This window comes from Rahnella inusitata (genome assembly GCF_003263515.1).
In the GTDB taxonomy this organism is placed as follows: Bacteria; Pseudomonadota; Gammaproteobacteria; order Enterobacterales; family Enterobacteriaceae; genus Rahnella; species Rahnella inusitata.
This window is the reverse complement of the sequence record NZ_JYDE01000002.1, coordinates 20,541-36,367: the sequence shown is the minus strand read 5'-3', so window position 1 is coordinate 36,367 and position 15,827 is coordinate 20,541. Positions and strand designations below refer to the sequence as shown.

Sequence of the window (15,827 nt, the reverse complement as noted above, 5' to 3'; positions counted from 1 at the left end):
GACAAAATCACGTAAAGATCTCCTTAAGGTAAATTTATTAACTTATATTTAACCTTAACGGTCGATTTCATCATGTTGTTTGGGTCAGGGATCTTTTCCAGGTTTGTGAAAAACACGAATCCCGCCTGTTTTGTCGCCGGTAATTGTTTTTTTTAGCTGTTTTGATTACTTCATGACCACCAGAGGATTTCCACATGCCGTTGCGAAAGCGATGGCATGCATGCACACCAGTGTAAGCAGGTATTGGGAGTCATCATGGGCGAAAAAAATTCTTTATTACTGGCTATTCTGGCCGCGGCAACGTTAACACTGACCGCAGGCGCACAGGCAGCCGGGACATTAACAGGGCAAGTGGGCGTTCAGCTGACTATCAGCACCGGTTGTACCGTCGGTAACGGCACCGCCACCGGCGGGACTAACCAGTGGGGTACGTTGAACTTTGGTAATTACGCCGATTTAACCAGCGTAATCAACGGAACAGTGCTCGGCGCCAACGGCACCAGCGCGGTGACCGTCACATGCAGTACCGGTTTGAGCCCGACCCTCTCACTCAACGGCGGCCTCGCCGCAGCCGGCGGTTTACGTACCATGACCTCCAGTGGCAACAGCATCCCTTACCGTCTTTATTCCGACACAGCGCGTACTACCGAAATCGCGATCAATACGCCGATCACTCTCGGTACGGGCACCACTGCGCAAAATATTCCGATTTATGGTCGCGTACTGCCTGCTGACCAGACCAGCACCACGCCAGCTGCGGGAACTTACAACGATACGGTCGTCGCCACCCTTGCCTGGTAATTCGCTGACACGTCAGGGCTGAGATGTCCTGAACGGTTGGAAAAAGGGTCAGTCAAGGAAGGAATGGTCATGGACATCAAAGTACCGTTGTTGTCAGCCCTGATTGTGCTGCTATGTCAGGCGGCTATCCCGTCTGCGTATTCTGCGACGCTTGGGATAACCGCAACGCTGTTGCCTGCCTGTACGGCGGGCACAACGGTGGGCAGCAACACGACGTTCGGTACGCTCAACTTTGGTAACTACGCCACCCTGTCCAATGCTATCAACGTCACCAGCGCCCAGCTGGCGGGGTCGATTCGTGTTAACTGCGTCAGCGGGCTGAGCTACAAAATCCTGATGGACGGTGGTACTGCGGGCAGCGTGACCGCCCGCAAGATGGCAAACACGACCAACAGCGCATTAACGGTGGCGTATAACCTCTATACCAGCGCGCCACGCACCACTATTTGGGACAACGTTACCGGCCTCAGCGGCACGGGTTCCGGCACCGATCAATGGTATCCGGTGTATGGCCGGGTGCCGATGCAAACGACACCCGCCGCCGGTGTGTATACGGACACGGTCAATGTTACCGTCAGCTGGTAGCGGGGGCCGAAAAATGTCTGAATGCGCCCTCTTCCTGCTGGCTTCGTGGTCAATCCTCTTTTCCCCTGCCTTGCTGGCAGCCGCCGCCACAAGCAGCTTTACCGTCAACGCCACCATCACCAATGGCTGCGCGTTTGGCACATCCCTTAGCAGCCCGGTCACCAGCCTCGGCACCATTAATTTTGGCTCCTTTGCCTCCGTTCCTGCCAACGTCGATGTGGTCAGCACCTCCGGCGCGGGTTCCGTTGTCGTGACCTGCACCCCCGGCGCGACGGTGGCGATTGCCATGGATTACGGCACCCACGGCGGTTCGGCGACACAGCGTTACATGGCCAACAGCGGTGCGACCGCCACGCTGGCTTATCAGCTTTATCAGGACTCAGCGCATACCAGGGTGTGGGGAACGGCTGCGCTGGCGATGACCGTCAGCAGCTTTCCGGCCACAACGCAAACTTACCCGGTCTATGCCCGGTTGTTTTCCTTCACGACGTCACCCACTGCGGGCACTTACACCGACACGGTGACCGTGACATTAACTTATTGAATCATCAGGATGTGAACCATGACTGTCACTTTTTTACGCGTTATAACCCGTCTGATTATGGTGTGTGCGCTGTGCGTGAGCGGACAGGCTTTTGCCGCCAGTTCGGTGCTGGTCTGGCCGGTGTATCAGATAATCGAGGCCGACCAGAACGGTTCCGCCCTGTGGCTGGAAAACCGGGGAGCGGATCCGGTGTCATTGCAGGTAAGGGTGATGGCATGGAAGCAGGAGAATTTTAACGAACGCTATGCCGATCAAACCCAGGTCGTCGCCAGCCCGCCGTTTGCCACCGTGGCACCCGGCCAGCGCCAGCTGATCCGCCTGATTCGCAATACGCCCGTCCCGGCCAAAACCGAAAAATCCTTTCGTATCATCATTGATGAAATCCCTTCTTCACTGAATGCCTCCCCGGATGGCCAGTCCAAAGCCGTGGTCGGCCTGCAATTACAGATGCGCTATCTGCTGCCGTTATTCCTCGATGGCGAAGGCATATGGACCAACGACCGTACCGATGTGAAACGCGATCCGGCTTCGGCCACCAGGCCGGTACTGAAATGGAGCGTGGATACCGAAGGCGGCAAAATGCTGCTCAAAGTCAGAAATACCGGCACCGTTCACGCGCGTCTGAGCAACGTATTCTGGTCGGCGAATGGCAATAACAAACAGGGCGTCAAAACCATGGTCAGCGGGTTTATGGGATACGTGCTGCCGGGGCAGGAAATGCGCTGGCCGGTGCCAGCGGGAGTGATCCCCGGTGGACAGCTCAACGCACAAATTGCGGATAACACCCAGCCCATCGTGATCCCGCGCGGCGAATAAGGCCGGGGCGTAAGCGATGTCATCACGACGCCTGAGGCTGTCTTGCAGACGATCCTTCAGCCTGTGCCTGATTTACGCAGGCAGCACCGGCATGTCCGCATTTCCGCTGCTGGCCCTGGCCGATGAGTACGGTGCGCTGCCGGATGCACCCCGCGCCGCGCCTGTCGTGATGGACGCCACCTATTATCTGACGCTGGTGGTCAACGGCCAGACCGATAATCAGGTGGTGCCTGTCATCTGGCGCAGCGGCGCCTACTTTGTGGAATCGGGCGTGCTGGCGAAAAACCATGTGCACACCAACGGCCAGCAGCAGGGGCTGGTGAACGTCTCCGCGCTGCCCGGCGTGAAAGCCAGCTACAACGCCGCCCTTCAGCAGATGATCATTCAGGTGCCGGATGACTGGTTGCCGAAGCAGGATGTCAGCGGCGATAACCTGATCGGCTACACGCCCGCACAAAGCAGCACCGGGTTACTGTTCAACTACGACGCCTATTACACCGATCCGCACGACGGGCCGCGCTCGGTCGCCACCTATCTGGAACAACGCTTATTCAGCAGCGTCGGCATTCTGACCAATACCGGCACCTGGCGTTACAACATGGATAACAGCGGGAATAACGGCGGCAGTGCGCAGGACGGTTATCTGCGCTACGACACCTACTGGCGCTATAACGACGAACAGCGGCTGATCAGTTATCAGGTCGGGGATTTCGTCAGTAACTCGCTGACCTGGAGTAATTCGGCGCGCATGGCCGGTTTACGTATCAGCCGTAACTTCAGCGTGCGGCCTGATCTGGTGACCTATCCGCTGCTGCAATACAGCGGCACGGCGGCAGTTCCGACCACGGTGGATCTGTTCCTCAACGGGTATAAAGCCAGCAGCAACAACCTAAATTCCGGGCCTTTTACGCTGACCAACGTGCCGTACATCAACGGTGCAGGGGAAGCGACCGTCGTTACCACCGACGCCCTTGGCCGTCAGGTTTCCACCAGCGTACCGTTTTATGTTTCGAACACCCTGCTGCGCGAGGGACTGAGTGATTTCGATGCGTCACTGGGGGCCGTGCGGCAAAACTACGGTATCACCAGCGGGGATTATTCCGACGCCGCGTTCAGCGGCATTTATCGCTATGGCATCAACAATTATCTGACGCTCTCCTCACACGGCGAAGCCACGCAAGGGCTGACGCTCGGCGGCATCGGTGCCGATATGGCGGTCGGGCATTGGGGAACAATCAGCGTCTCCGGCAGCCAGAGCCGCGCCAGTCGTGCGCCGACGGACAGCGGCGAACTCAATACTGATAACAACAGCACCCAGCTCAACATCAACGGCGTGCCGAACAATAACGGGATGATCAGCGCGTCGGCCAATGCTGACGGTGACACTGACCAGAAAAGCGGCAATCAGTACACGGTCGGGTATTCCTACTATTCCACACGTTTCAGCCTTTCGGCGCTGCGCTCAACCCGCAGCCCCGGCTTTCAGGATCTGACGTCTTACACCAGCGACACTCGCCTCAGCCGCCAGGCCGATCAGGTGACGTTCAGCACCTCGCCGTTCGGCCCGTCCAACGGCACGGTAGGTATCGGGTATTACGACGTCGAAGCCTACGACCGCAGCCATACGCGATTGCTCAATCTTTCCTACAGCCGCTCACTGTGGGGGCAAAGCAGTATGTTCCTGTCGGTGAACAAAACTCTGAGCGACAGCGGTTACAGCGCGCAGTTGCAGTTCATTGTGCCGCTGGATTCCGGGGCGAGTGTGACCGCCGGAATGCAGCGCGACAGTGCGGGCAATTATCAGGAGCAGCTCAGCGCCAGTAAAACCGCGCCGACTGACGGCGGGCTGGGCTGGAATCTGGCTTATACCGGCGGGCGGGATCCGTATCAGCAGGCCGATGCGACGTGGAAAACGCGCTACGCCACGCTGGAAGGCGGAATGTATGGCGAAACCGGTAAATACACTAACTGGGCAGATCTCAGCGGATCGGTGGTGTTCATGGCCAATGACGTCTTCCTGTCGGATAAAATCAACGACGCCTTTATCGTGGTGGATACCGGTCATTACGCGGGCGTGCCGGTGATGTATGAGAATCAAAAACAGGGCAATACCGACAAAAACGGCCACCTTCTGATCCCGACGGTCAGTTCCTATTATCCCGCGAAGGTGGATATCGACACTCTGCCGTTACCGGCTGACGTGGTGGCGACCCGCGTTACCGACAAAGTTTCCGTGCGCCAGAGCAGCGGCGTGGTGGTGGAGTTCCGGGTGAAAAAAGTCCTGTCCGCCAATATCACGCTGCACAACGGCCAGGGCCAGCCGCTGAAAATCGGCACGCTGGTCACTGAACAAAATAGCCAGCAAACCACCGTTATTGGCTATGGCGGTCTGGCCTATTTCAGCAATCTTGCGCCTCACAACATGTTGAGCATACGTCAGGAAGATGGCTCAGTTTGCCGGATTGGCTTTGACCTCAACGTTAACAGTCACAGCATCGAGCAGGTCGGCCCGCTGGTCTGTCGCAACGGCCCGGTATCAGGAGAGAACAATGAACAAAATCCGTAGATGGACGGTCAGAATGCTGATGTCCGGCGTGCTGCTTTTCAGCATTCAGGCCGCGCAGGCGGCGTGTACCAGCTCTTCCGGTAGCGGGACCTTTGCTTCCAATAACTCATTTACCATCGGTACGACCGCCGAACAGGTGACGGCCACCAGCGGTTTTACGTGCACCGGCAGTGCGCTTTCCTTGCTCAGCACCAACACGGTAACGGCGACCATTGCCTCGACGGCCAACGCCTCCGGCACTTCAGCACGGCTGTATAACGACACCAGCAAACAGTATCTGCCCTACATTATTTGTAAGGACAGCGCCTGCGCGACGCCGGTCAACGTCGGTTCATCGACCACCTGGAGCAGCACCACGCTGCTCGGGCTTTTGGGATTGTTTAACGCCAGTGACGGCAGTCTTCCGCTGTACCTGAAAACCTCGACCGGTTCTAACCTGCAGGCCGGAACCTACACCGATACCATCAACATCAGCTGGGCCTACCATATCTGTTTTATCGGCGTTGCCGGGCTTTGCGTGTACACCGACGGCACGGCCAATACCGCCATCGCCGTGACGCTGGCGGTCACTAACTATTGCTATATCGACAGTGCGCCCAACGTCAATTTCGGCTCGGCGGCATTCCCGGCAGGTTTCGCTTCCGTAACCTCCAACTCGTTGAGTGTGCGCTGCACATTGGGCGCGACGTACAGCGTCAACCTCAACAGCAGCAATAACAGTAACGGCTCATACCGGCAGATGTCATCAACGGTTAATTCGGTGACCAGCTATCTGCAATATCAGTTACTCAAATCCGATGCGACAGTGTGGACGACCGCCAACAATACCGCGGCAACGGGCACCGGTTTATCACAAAGCATTCCCTATACCGCGACGGTAAATGCCACGCAGGCGAACGTGCCCGCCGGAAATTACAGCGATACGGTATTGGTGACGGTGACATATTAAAGAAGGGAAAACAGAACCGGTGCGCGGGGAACGCACCGGCTGAAAGGCTTACAGGCCTTTGAGGATTTTCATGGTGGCATCGACGTCAATTTCATCTTCAGAGAACACGTGAGTGGTGTTCTGGAAGGTGGTGATCGCCAGTTTTTTCAGCGTGCGCGTGGCCGCCTTTTTCTCTTCTTCCTGCGGGCGTATGCGGTTCATCAGCAAGCCCACGGAGAGCACGGCATTCTCTTTGTCTATCTGAGAATCCGCCGGCACTTCTTCGCTGAACGCGAGGAAGGATTTGATGCTGGTGATTTTAATGCGCTCACCGGCAATAAAGATGTATTTGCTCTCTGGCTCGACTTTCACCGCAAAGGCAGACAGGCCTTTGTTGTTGGTGGTCGGCTCAAAGGTAACTACCGCGTCTTTCTTAATCAGATCCGGGTTTGCGACTTTAATCACGTGGAAATAACGGTTATCGCCGTTTTCATCTTTGATAAAACCGAAACCTTTATCTTCAAACCAGGTTGTGATTACGCCGTTCATCGCTTACCGCCTAATTATTCGTTCAAGATGTCTATTTTGCAGGGCGGCAGTGTAATGCAGAATGACGACAAAGTCCTGCGATTTACTGCCTTTTCCCTGCGTTAATGCGCCTTTCTGAAGGTCAGATTAAACCGGTAGGACCCGGTCAGGGGATGCTCTCCCGCTTTCAGCGGTAAAACGCCGTGATAGCGCAGCCGCGATGGCCCGCCCCACACCACGATATCGCCGTGCGTAAGCTGAACCCGCTGGGTTTTGTCGCTGCGCTCCATGCCGCCGAACTGAAATACCGCCGGTAATCCGAGCGAGACTGAGACAATCGGCTGCCCAAAATCATGCTCGTCTTTGTCCTGATGCAGGCTCATTTTCGCCCCCGGCTGATACCGGTTGATGAGACACGCATCGGGATCAAAATCAGGGAAACCTGCCTCTTTTGCCGCCTTCACCGCAATGGCGCGAAACAGCGCGGGCATCGGCGGCCACTGCTGCTGATTTTCCGGTGACGTTGCCTGATAGCGGTAACCGGCTTTGTCGGTCACCCAGCCAAAATCCCCGCAGTTGGTCATCGCCACCGACATCGCATAACCGCCCGGCGTCGCGCGATACTGAAACGGCACCAGCCCGGCGATCCGGTCAATTTCCGCCAGCAGCTTTACGTCATCTTCCAGCGCCGCACCGCGCAAAACCACTGCACCAGGGCAAAGATCCTCACGCCAGTTGGAATGAAAATCGGGATGATCAAAAAGATCTAAATTCATGTCAGCCTCCAGAGCGTTACTCCATTAATTATAACAGCAGGTTTGAGACAGACTCAGAATCCAGATTATTGTAGGGTTGTAACGTTTCAGCTAAGGTTCAAAGAGATCAAAAATACCCTATTAGGAGAACATCATGAGTCGGGAAATCAACAAAGACACGCAGTTATGTATGTCCCTTTCCGGTCGTCCCGGAAATTTCGGTACCCGTTTTCATAACTACCTGTATCAGGCGTTAGACCTGAACTTCGTCTACAAAGCATTCAGTACCCAGGATATCGAATCCGCAGTCAAAGGCGTGCGTGCGCTGGGGATCCGTGGCTGCGCGGTGTCCATGCCGTTTAAAGAAGCCTGCATTCCGTTTCTCGATGAACTGGATCCGTCCGCCACGGCCATTGCTTCTGTGAATACTATCGTCAACGACGACGGTTTCCTGCGCGCCTACAACACTGACTACATCGCCGTCGCCAAACTTCTCGACAGCCATAAAGTCCCGCGTGATGCGGTCTTCGCCCTGCGCGGCAGCGGCGGCATGGGTAAAGCGGTGGTGGCTGCCATCCGTGACGCCGGTTTCAAAACCGGTTATATCATCGCCCGCAACGAAGCCAACGGCCGCGCACTGGCCGAGGAATACGGTTACGAATGGAAAGCTGAAGTCGGCGATTTGGCGGTGGATATGCTCGTCAACGTCACGCCAATCGGCATGGCCGGTGGCCCGGAAGTTGATTCACTGGCGTTTGATGCAGATGTAATTGATCGCGCCAGCATTGTCTTTGACGTCGTCGCCCTGCCGGTCGAAACGCCTCTTATCCGCTATGGTCGCGAACACGGCAAGAAAGTCATCACCGGCGCAGAAGTGGCTGCATTACAGGCTGTGGAACAGTTCGTGTTGTACACCGGCAAACGGCCTTCGGATGAACTGGTAGAGGAAGCGGCTAAACACGCCCGGAGCTGATCCAGCCTCTGAACATCAACATCTGACAGTAAAAAGCCTCCAAAATCAGGAGGCTTTTTTTATTTTTATCCGCAACTGAACATCACCGCACCAGACAAGGCCGCTTCGGATCAAACGTCCAGTCAGGAACCAGGAACTGCATGCCTTGTGCGTCATCGCGTGCGCCGAGGCCCATGCCTTTGTAGAGTTCGTGGGCTTTCATCACCTGATCCATATCCAGCTCAACGCCCAGACCCGGTTGCTCCGGCACGCGCACTTTGCCGCCTTTGATCAGCAAAGGTTCTCTGGTGAGTCGCTGATTGCCCTCCTGCCAGATCCAGTGGGTGTCGATAGCAGTGATTTTGCCCGGCGCAGCGGCGGCAACATGAGTGAACATCGCCAGCGAAATATCAAAATGATTGTTGGAATGCGAGCCCCACGTCAGACCCCATTCATGGCACATCTGCGCCACGCGCACCGAGCCCTGCATGGTCCAGAAATGGGGATCCGCCAGCGGGATATCTACAGATTTTAGCTGGATGGTATGCCCCATCTGCCGCCAGTCGGTGGCAATCATATTGGTCGCGGTCGGCAGGCCGGTGGCACGACGAAATTCTGCCATCACTTCACGCCCGGAGAAGCCCTGCTCTGCGCCGCACGGATCTTCCGCATACGCCAGCACGCCGCGCAGCTGTTTGCCAAGTGCGATCGCTTCAGCCAGCGACCAGGCACCGTTCGGATCGAGCGTGATCCGCGCCTGCGGGAATCGCTGTGCCAGCGCGGTGACGGCTTCCGCTTCTTCGCTGCCCGCCAGTACGCCACCTTTAAGTTTGAAATCGTTAAAGCCGTATTTTTCATACGCGGCCTCAGCCAGACGCACCACCGACGCTGGAGTCAGCGCTTCTTCATGGCGCAGGCGATACCAGTCGCAGGCGTCGTCCGGCTGGCTTTGATAGCCGAGCGACGTTTTGTTGCGGTCGCCGATATAGAACAGGTAGCCGAGCATCTCAACTTCATCGCGTTGCTGACCGTCGCCAAGCAATGACGCCACCGTGACGCCGAGATGTTTGCCGAGCAGATCGAGCATCGCCGCTTCAATCGCGGTGACGACGTGAATAGTGGTGCGCAGATCAAAGGTTTGCAGCCCGCGGCCTGACGCATCGCGATCGGCGAATTTCTCACGTACGGCGGTCATGACGTTTTTGTATTCACCGAGCGTTTTGCCGACAACCAGCAGCGAAGAATCCTCCAGCGTCTGACGGATTTTCTCGCCACCGGGCACTTCGCCGACACCGGTGTTGCCGCTGCTGTCCTTGAGGATCAGAATATTACGGGTGAAAAACGGGGCGTGTGCGCCGCTGAGGTTAAGCAACATGCTGTCGTGTCCGGCTACCGGGATCACCTGCATGGAAACAATTTTTGGTGCAGAGTAAGAGGTCATAGAAGCTCCTTAATGAGCAAAATCCGTTAGTTTCGGCCCATCGCCGGACGCTTGCGATCAAAGCGCCAGCCGGGGATCAGGTACTGCATGGCGGCGGCGTCGTTACGCGCACCGGTCGGCAGCTTCTTGTGCAGTTCGTGGGCGCGATGGATCTGATCCATATCGATCTCCACACCAAGCCCCGGTTTTTCAGGGACTTTGATCTTGCCGTTGACGATTTGCAGCGGCTCTTTGGTCAGGCGCTGATGACCTTCCTGCCAGATCCAGTGCGTGTCGATGGCGGTCGGTTTGCCCGGTGCAGCGGCGCCCACGTGAGTAAACATCGCCAGTGAGATATCAAAATGGTTATTGGAATGACAGCCCCACGTCAGACCCCAGTCGTCGCACAGCTGGGCAACGCGCACCGCGCCCTGCATCGTCCAGAAATGCGGATCCGCCAGCGGAATATCCACCGACTGCAACATCACTGCGTGCTGCATCTCGCGCCAGTTGGTCGCAATCATGTTCGTTGCCACCGGCAGACCGGTAGCACGGCGAAATTCCGCCATCACTTCACGGCCTGAGAATCCCTGCTCTGCACCACACGGATCTTCTGCATAGCTGAGGATCCCCTGCATGTTTTTGCACAGGCCAATGGCTTCGTCCAGCAGCCACGCACCGTTGGGGTCGACGGTGATGCGCGCATCCGGGAAACGTTTTGCCAGCGCTTTGACTGTCTCGATCTCCTGTTCGCCGGGCAGTACGCCGCCTTTAAGTTTGAAATCTTTAAAACCGTAGCGATCCTGTGCCGCTTCCGCCAGTTGCACCACGGCGTCGCTGTCCATCGCCTCCTGGTGACGCAGGTGATACCACGCATGCCTGCCCGGTTCACCCGCCGCTTCTTCACCCGACAAATAGGGAAGATCGGTTTTCTGCCGGTCGCCGACGTAAAACAGATAACCCAGCACCGTCACTTCTTCGCGCTGTTTGCCCGGCCCGAGCAGTTCGCAAACCGGCACGCCAAGGAATTTTCCCATCAGATCGAGCAGTGCGGCTTCCAGCGCAGCGACGGCGTTGACGCGCAGCTCAAATGTCCACGCGCCTTTGCCGAATGAATCAAAATCCGACGACTGATTACCGGTGTGGATCTGATGCACCAGCCGGTTCATGCGCGCGACTTCCTGGCCTTTAACCTGAGAAATGGCGTCCACAAGCGTGGTGTAAATCACTTCACCTCCCGGCGCTTCGCCTACGCCAGTATTACCCGCGCTGTCGGTCAAAATCACAATATTGCGGGTGAAATACGCCCCATGCGCGCCGCCGATGTTCATCAGCATACTGTCGTGCCCTGCCACAGGAATGACCTGCATATCAGTGATGATCGGGGAAGATTGCGTATTCATCATGTTTCTCCTTTTCTGTATTTCAGAACGGACGTAACTGGATGCGTTCGATTTTGCCGACGATAAACACATAGCTGACTACCGCCAGCAGCGCGTGGATCCCGACGTAAATCAGCGCGCCGTTAAAGGAACCGGTGGTGCCGATGATGTAGCCGATGGCGATCGGCGTGACGATGCCGGAGACATTGCCAAACATGTTGAAAAGACCGCCGCTCAGCCCGCTGATTTCTTTTGGCGCGGTATCTGCCATCACCGCCCAGCCCAGCGCGCCGAGGCCTTTACCAAAGAAGGCGAAGGCCATGATGCCAACCACCATCCACTCGGTATCGACGTAGTTACAGGCAATCATCGACATCGACAGCAACATCCCGATGACGATCGGTGCTTTGCGTGAAAATGTGAGGTTATTGGTTCTGCGCATCAGCCAGTCAGAAATGATCCCGCCCAGCACGCCGCCGAGGAACCCGCAGATCGCTGGCACCGACGCCACCATCCCCGCTTTGAGGATCGACATGCCGCGCGCTTGCACCAGATATACCGGAAACCAGGTGATGAAAAAGTACGTCAACGCATTGATGCAGTACTGGCCAATATAGATACCAATCATCATGCGGGATTTCATTAATTGTTTAATCTGGAAGAGTTTTTCACCTTTGACGGCAGCTTTTTGGGTGGTCTTCTGATCCATATTGATCAGCGCCCCCCCCGCTTCCATATAATCCAGCTCTGCCTGATTCACGCCGGGATGATCTTTGGGATCGTGGATCACTTTCAGCCAGATGAAACTCAGGATGATCCCCAAACCGCCCATGAAGAAGAAGACGTGTGACCAGCCCACTTCGTGCGTCAGCCAGCCCATGATCGGCGCGAAGATTACCGTGGCGAAGTACTGCGCGGAGTTAAAAATCGACACGGCGGTGCCGCGTTCCTGCGCCGGGAACCACGCAGCGACGATTCGGCTGTTGCCCGGAAAAGACGGTGCTTCAGCCAGCCCGACCAGAAAGCGTAACGCGAACAGCGAGACCACAATGCCAAAGCCGCTGAACACATCGACAAAGCCTTGCAGCAAGGTAAATAAAGACCAGATGAAAATACTGTAGAAATAAACTTTTTTAGACCCGAATTTATCCAGCAACCAGCCGCCGGGTATTTGTCCTATTACATAGGCCCACGAGAATGCCGAGAAAATATACCCCATTCCGACGGAATCCAGGCCGATGTCTTTCGCCATTGCCGAGCCGGCAATCGATAATGTCGCACGGTCGCCGTAATTAAAGGAGGTGACGATAAATAACATCACCACTATCCAGTAGCGTGCATTCGTTCTTTTTTTCACGGCACTGGCTGATGAAACGAGAGTTTCCATGGTGTTCTCCGGAATTAATGACAATGCCTGCACCTAAAGGTGCAAGTCATTCCGTCCGCGCAACAGAACTGTAGGGTTCAGAGAGGAGGGAATGAAGCCAGTATAAGAACAACACTTGAGCAACTCATTAGGCAAAGCACCAAGCATCAGCGCGGCTTTGCATTTATCTTAAGGCGAATGCCCAGCGTCATGCGAGTCAGTTCACGAAAAATGAAACAGCTGTGATGTACGTCACGCGTATAAATAAGCGAAATAATCTGCCGCCTGAAAATATCACCGGCAGGCTTATTTTCAGGACGGAAATAATAATCAGATCTGATCATTATCTAATTGCAGGGCCACATACAGCAGCAGGCGATCGTCGAAATTACCCAGATCTAATCCGGTTAATTCGGAAATTCTGTTCAGACGATATTCCAGCGTATTTCGGTGAATATATAATGCTTTCGAGGTGGCCGTCGGCTGGACGTTATTATGGAACCAGGAGGCTAAGGTGCGGCGCAATAATCCGTTGCTGTCGGTGGCTTTTAAACGCGCCAACGGCCGCACCAGTTCGTCGGCCTGCCAGCCGCCGCGCAGACTGTCGAGCAGCACGGGCAGGATCAGATCCTGATAGAAATAGCAGCGCTGTTCGGGCATTCGCTGTTTGCCGACGGTCATGGTGGTACGCGCCGTGCGGTAAGAACGGGCGATGCTGCCGGGGCCGGTGAAGAAGTTGCCGAGGGAAATACGCACGCGCAGACGGCCAGTTTCGGTCATGCGCGAAAGCAGGTGATCGATGCGCTGACGGTGGCCGTCGGGATCCCAGCGATCGTAGCTGTTAAGCGCCGGTTTCAGCACCACCATTTCGGTCAGGGAAACAATGGCGATGAGGTTATCGCGCTCAGGCGTAGTGAGCAGCGTTTGCAACTGTTGCAGCTCGGCCATGGCGGAATCCACGCCGAGCTGGCCGCTGTCCACTTCCACCACCGCCGCCACGCGCGGACGGTTCAGATCAATGCCCAGCCGCTGCGCCCACTCCTTCAGTGCCGGAGAGAGCTCGTCCACACGGATAAGATTAAGCACCAGTTCTTCACGCAGACGGCTGTCCTGCGCCAGCATGTGCAGCAGCCGCGCTTGTTCAAGCATCATTTCAGCAGTCATGCATACCAGTTCACCGTACTGGCGCAGTTGTAATGGATTACCGGTCAGGCCGATGACGCCGACGATCTGGCCGTCAATGCGCAGCGGCAAGTTGATGCCCGGACGCACCCCGTGCAAATGCCGTGCGACGCCTTCATCAATATCAACGATACGCTCTTGTGAAATCGCCAGCAGCGCGCCTTCATGCAATTCGCCAAGGCGCTGGTCGTCGCCGCTGCCAATGATTTTCCCACGGCCATCCATGACATTCACATTACTATCAATAATTTGCATGGTGCGGGCAACAATTTGCTGCGCCAGCTTTGCATCGAGATGGTACGCCGACATGGGTTCCCTGCCTTGCTGTTTTTCTTATTCAGACCAGCATACTCAGTCGCCGTCAGCCAGACATTATGCAAATGCCCAAAGAGCGGGAGAACCCGTTGAAGTTGCGGGTAAAGTCACAGTTTTAAGCAAATGCACAGAAACGTTCAGGAGGATGCGTAAATAGCAGGCAAAAGAAAGGCACGCCGGAGCGTGCCTTGTGGAAGTGCTGTCAGAATTATTGCGCTAACAGGTAGATTGAACTGTCACCGCGAAGAATATCCAGCGCCAGCACCGATGGTTTGGTGTCGAGGATTTTACGCAGTTCGCCCAGGTTGGCGACTTTCTGCTGGTTCACGCCGAGGATCACGTCGCCTTTTTTCAGGCCGATACGTGCTGCGGTAGAACCCGGTTTCACTTCATCGACTTTCACGCCTTTCTTATCGGCAGCGGCATTGTTGCTCAGTTCAGCGCCTTCGATACCGGTGTAAATATTGCCAGAATCGACTTTCGCGGTCTGAGTACTCTGCTCAATAGTCACGTCCACGTTCACCGGTTTGCCGTCGCGCAGCAGGCCGAGGGTCACTTTAGTGCCGATTGGCATAGTGCCGATGTCCGCACGGAACGACGCAAAGCTGGTGATCGGTTTACCGTTCATGCTGAGTATCACGTCACCGGCCTTGATGCCCGCTTTCTCTGCGGCAGATTTCGGCATGACCTGGCTGATGAATGCGCCGCGCTGTGCGTCAACTTTCATGGCTTTCGCCAGCTCAGAGTTCAGCTCGGTACCCATGATGCCGAGTTCGCCACGTTTCACCTGACCATATTCGATCATCTGTTTGGACAGGTTCTGCACCATGTTGCTTGGGATCGCAAAACCGATACCGATGTTGCCGCCGTCCGGTGCCAGAATCGCAGTGTTCAGGCCGATCAGTTCACCGTTAAGGTTCACCAGCGCACCGCCTGAGTTACCACGGTTGATCGCCGCATCCGTCTGGATGAAGTTCTCGTAGTTCTCGATATTCAGGCCGGAACGACCCAGCGCAGACACGATACCGGAGGTCACGGTTTCACCCAGACCATACGGGTTACCGATAGCTACCGTGTAATCACCGACGCGCAGCTGACCGGAATCGGCCATCTTAATCGCCGTCAGGTTTTTCGCGTCCTGCAACTGAATAACCGCGATATCAGAACGCGGATCTTTGCCGATCACTTTGGCGTCAAATTTACGGCCATCGTTCAGCTGTACGCTGATTTTGGTGGCGTTATCCACCACGTGGTTGTTAGTGACCACATAGCCTTTCGCAGCATCAATGATGACGCCGGAACCCAGCGCGCGGAAATCTTCTTTCTGCTCAGGAGCTTGCGGCTGGCCATCCTGACCGCCCCCCTGACAAACCGGTGAGCCCTGGAACGGCGAACCGTCCTGGCACAGCGGCGAATTCTGACCAAAGAACTGCTGGAACTGCTGGCCCATACGCGGCGTTTTAGCCGGGGCGCTGCCTTCAACGTTCACGCTCACCACGGATGGCATGACTTTTTCCAGCATTGGCGCCAGACTTGGAAGCTGTGTCGTACTTGAAGAGGCTGTTTCAGCAGCCAGTGCAGAAGAAACCGGGGCCATTGCCATACCGATACTTAGCGCTAAGGCGCTCAGGAATAAACTCGATTTTTTCATTTTCAGGATCTCTTAAAATTATTGTGGCAACCAAAA

General features: G+C 55.8%; 14 protein-coding genes. 7 read left to right on the top strand and 7 right to left on the bottom strand.

The window, feature by feature from the left end:
• The first annotated feature begins 255 nt into the window (after nt 1–255).
• The 6 genes from TU92_RS00975 to TU92_RS00950 all read left to right on the top strand — a co-directional run bounded on the left by TU92_RS00975 (nt 256) and on the right by TU92_RS00950 (nt 6,261).
• Entirely contained in the window at nt 256–801 is a 546-nt protein-coding gene (locus TU92_RS00975) for a Csu type fimbrial protein (RefSeq protein ID WP_112164115.1), read from the top strand.
• A gap of 69 nt (nt 802–870) precedes the next feature.
• On the top strand, nt 871–1,386 hold the full coding sequence (locus tag TU92_RS00970) for a Csu type fimbrial protein (protein ID WP_112164114.1): 516 nt from the start codon (nt 871–873) through the stop codon (nt 1,384–1,386).
• 13 nt (nt 1,387–1,399) lie between these two features.
• A complete protein-coding gene (locus TU92_RS00965) occupies nt 1,400–1,930 on the top strand; it encodes a Csu type fimbrial protein (protein ID WP_112164113.1) in 531 nt (176 codons plus the stop codon).
• Between the two features lie 18 nt (nt 1,931–1,948).
• On the top strand, nt 1,949–2,746 hold the full coding sequence (locus tag TU92_RS00960) for a fimbrial biogenesis chaperone (protein ID WP_112164112.1): 798 nt from the start codon (nt 1,949–1,951) through the stop codon (nt 2,744–2,746).
• Nucleotides 2,747–2,837: 91 nt separating this feature from the next.
• Nucleotides 2,838–5,312: a fimbria/pilus outer membrane usher protein gene (locus TU92_RS00955; RefSeq protein WP_112164111.1), complete on the top strand. Its 2,475-nt coding sequence runs from the start codon at nt 2,838–2,840 to the stop codon at nt 5,310–5,312.
• The gene (locus tag TU92_RS00950) at nt 5,296–6,261 is read left to right on the top strand and encodes a Csu type fimbrial protein (protein WP_112164110.1); all 966 of its coding nucleotides are present in this window, start codon (nt 5,296–5,298) and stop codon (nt 6,259–6,261) included. Before TU92_RS00955 ends, TU92_RS00950 begins: the two co-directional genes overlap by 17 nt.
• A 48-nt stretch (nt 6,262–6,309) precedes the next feature.
• Here the strand turns inward: TU92_RS00950 and TU92_RS00945 are convergent, their stop codons facing one another.
• Both TU92_RS00945 and alkB read right to left on the bottom strand, forming a co-directional pair.
• Complete coding sequence (locus TU92_RS00945) at nt 6,310–6,789, bottom strand: cold shock domain-containing protein (RefSeq protein ID WP_112164109.1); 480 nt, start codon at nt 6,787–6,789, stop codon at nt 6,310–6,312.
• 101 nt (nt 6,790–6,890) lie between these two features.
• A complete protein-coding gene (alkB, locus tag TU92_RS00940) occupies nt 6,891–7,544 on the bottom strand; it encodes a DNA oxidative demethylase AlkB (protein WP_112164108.1) in 654 nt (217 codons plus the stop codon).
• A gap of 133 nt (nt 7,545–7,677) precedes the next feature.
• On the opposite strand from alkB, the gene TU92_RS00935 reads away from it, so the two are divergent.
• Nucleotides 7,678–8,496 (top strand): shikimate 5-dehydrogenase, encoded by an 819-nt coding sequence (locus TU92_RS00935; RefSeq protein WP_112164107.1) that lies wholly within the window; start codon nt 7,678–7,680, stop codon nt 8,494–8,496.
• 82 nt (nt 8,497–8,578) lie between these two features.
• On the opposite strand, the gene gudD is transcribed toward TU92_RS00935, so the two are convergent.
• The 5 genes from gudD to degP all read right to left on the bottom strand — a co-directional run bounded on the left by gudD (nt 8,579) and on the right by degP (nt 15,791).
• Nucleotides 8,579–9,916, bottom strand: a complete 1,338-nt coding sequence (gudD, locus tag TU92_RS00930; RefSeq protein ID WP_112164106.1) for a glucarate dehydratase — start codon at nt 9,914–9,916, stop codon at nt 8,579–8,581.
• A gap of 26 nt (nt 9,917–9,942) precedes the next feature.
• Nucleotides 9,943–11,301, bottom strand: a complete 1,359-nt coding sequence (locus TU92_RS00925; RefSeq protein ID WP_208640445.1) for an enolase C-terminal domain-like protein — start codon at nt 11,299–11,301, stop codon at nt 9,943–9,945.
• A gap of 19 nt (nt 11,302–11,320) precedes the next feature.
• Nucleotides 11,321–12,664 (bottom strand): MFS transporter, encoded by a 1,344-nt coding sequence (locus TU92_RS00920; protein ID WP_112164104.1) that lies wholly within the window; start codon nt 12,662–12,664, stop codon nt 11,321–11,323.
• Between the two features lie 309 nt (nt 12,665–12,973).
• Nucleotides 12,974–14,134, bottom strand: a complete 1,161-nt coding sequence (locus TU92_RS00915) for a CdaR family transcriptional regulator (RefSeq protein ID WP_056774812.1) — start codon at nt 14,132–14,134, stop codon at nt 12,974–12,976.
• Between the two features lie 214 nt (nt 14,135–14,348).
• On the bottom strand, nt 14,349–15,791 hold the full coding sequence (gene degP / locus TU92_RS00910; protein WP_112164103.1) for a serine endoprotease DegP: 1,443 nt from the start codon (nt 15,789–15,791) through the stop codon (nt 14,349–14,351).
• Nucleotides 15,792–15,827 lie beyond the last annotated feature (36 nt).

Excerpts from the sequence above, each read along its gene's own strand:
- TU92_RS00975 (WP_112164115.1), top strand. The coding sequence starts at position 256 with ATGGGCGAAAAAAATTCTTTATTACTGGCTATTCTGGCCGCGGCAACG.
- TU92_RS00970 (WP_112164114.1), top strand. The coding sequence starts at position 871 with ATGGACATCAAAGTACCGTTGTTGTCAGCCCTGATTGTGCTGCTATGT.
- TU92_RS00965 (WP_112164113.1), top strand. The coding sequence starts at position 1,400 with ATGTCTGAATGCGCCCTCTTCCTGCTGGCTTCGTGGTCAATCCTCTTT.
- TU92_RS00960 (WP_112164112.1), top strand. The coding sequence starts at position 1,949 with ATGACTGTCACTTTTTTACGCGTTATAACCCGTCTGATTATGGTGTGT.
- TU92_RS00955 (WP_112164111.1), top strand. The coding sequence starts at position 2,838 with ATGTCCGCATTTCCGCTGCTGGCCCTGGCCGATGAGTACGGTGCGCTG.
- TU92_RS00950 (WP_112164110.1), top strand. The coding sequence starts at position 5,296 with ATGAACAAAATCCGTAGATGGACGGTCAGAATGCTGATGTCCGGCGTG.
- TU92_RS00945 (WP_112164109.1), bottom strand. The coding sequence starts at position 6,789 with ATGAACGGCGTAATCACAACCTGGTTTGAAGATAAAGGTTTCGGTTTT.
- alkB (WP_112164108.1), bottom strand. The coding sequence starts at position 7,544 with ATGAATTTAGATCTTTTTGATCATCCCGATTTTCATTCCAACTGGCGT.
- TU92_RS00935 (WP_112164107.1), top strand. The coding sequence starts at position 7,678 with ATGAGTCGGGAAATCAACAAAGACACGCAGTTATGTATGTCCCTTTCC.
- gudD (WP_112164106.1), bottom strand. The coding sequence starts at position 9,916 with ATGACCTCTTACTCTGCACCAAAAATTGTTTCCATGCAGGTGATCCCG.
- TU92_RS00925 (WP_208640445.1), bottom strand. The coding sequence starts at position 11,301 with ATGATGAATACGCAATCTTCCCCGATCATCACTGATATGCAGGTCATT.
- TU92_RS00920 (WP_112164104.1), bottom strand. The coding sequence starts at position 12,664 with ATGGAAACTCTCGTTTCATCAGCCAGTGCCGTGAAAAAAAGAACGAAT.
- TU92_RS00915 (WP_056774812.1), bottom strand. The coding sequence starts at position 14,134 with ATGTCGGCGTACCATCTCGATGCAAAGCTGGCGCAGCAAATTGTTGCC.
- degP (WP_112164103.1), bottom strand. The coding sequence starts at position 15,791 with ATGAAAAAATCGAGTTTATTCCTGAGCGCCTTAGCGCTAAGTATCGGT.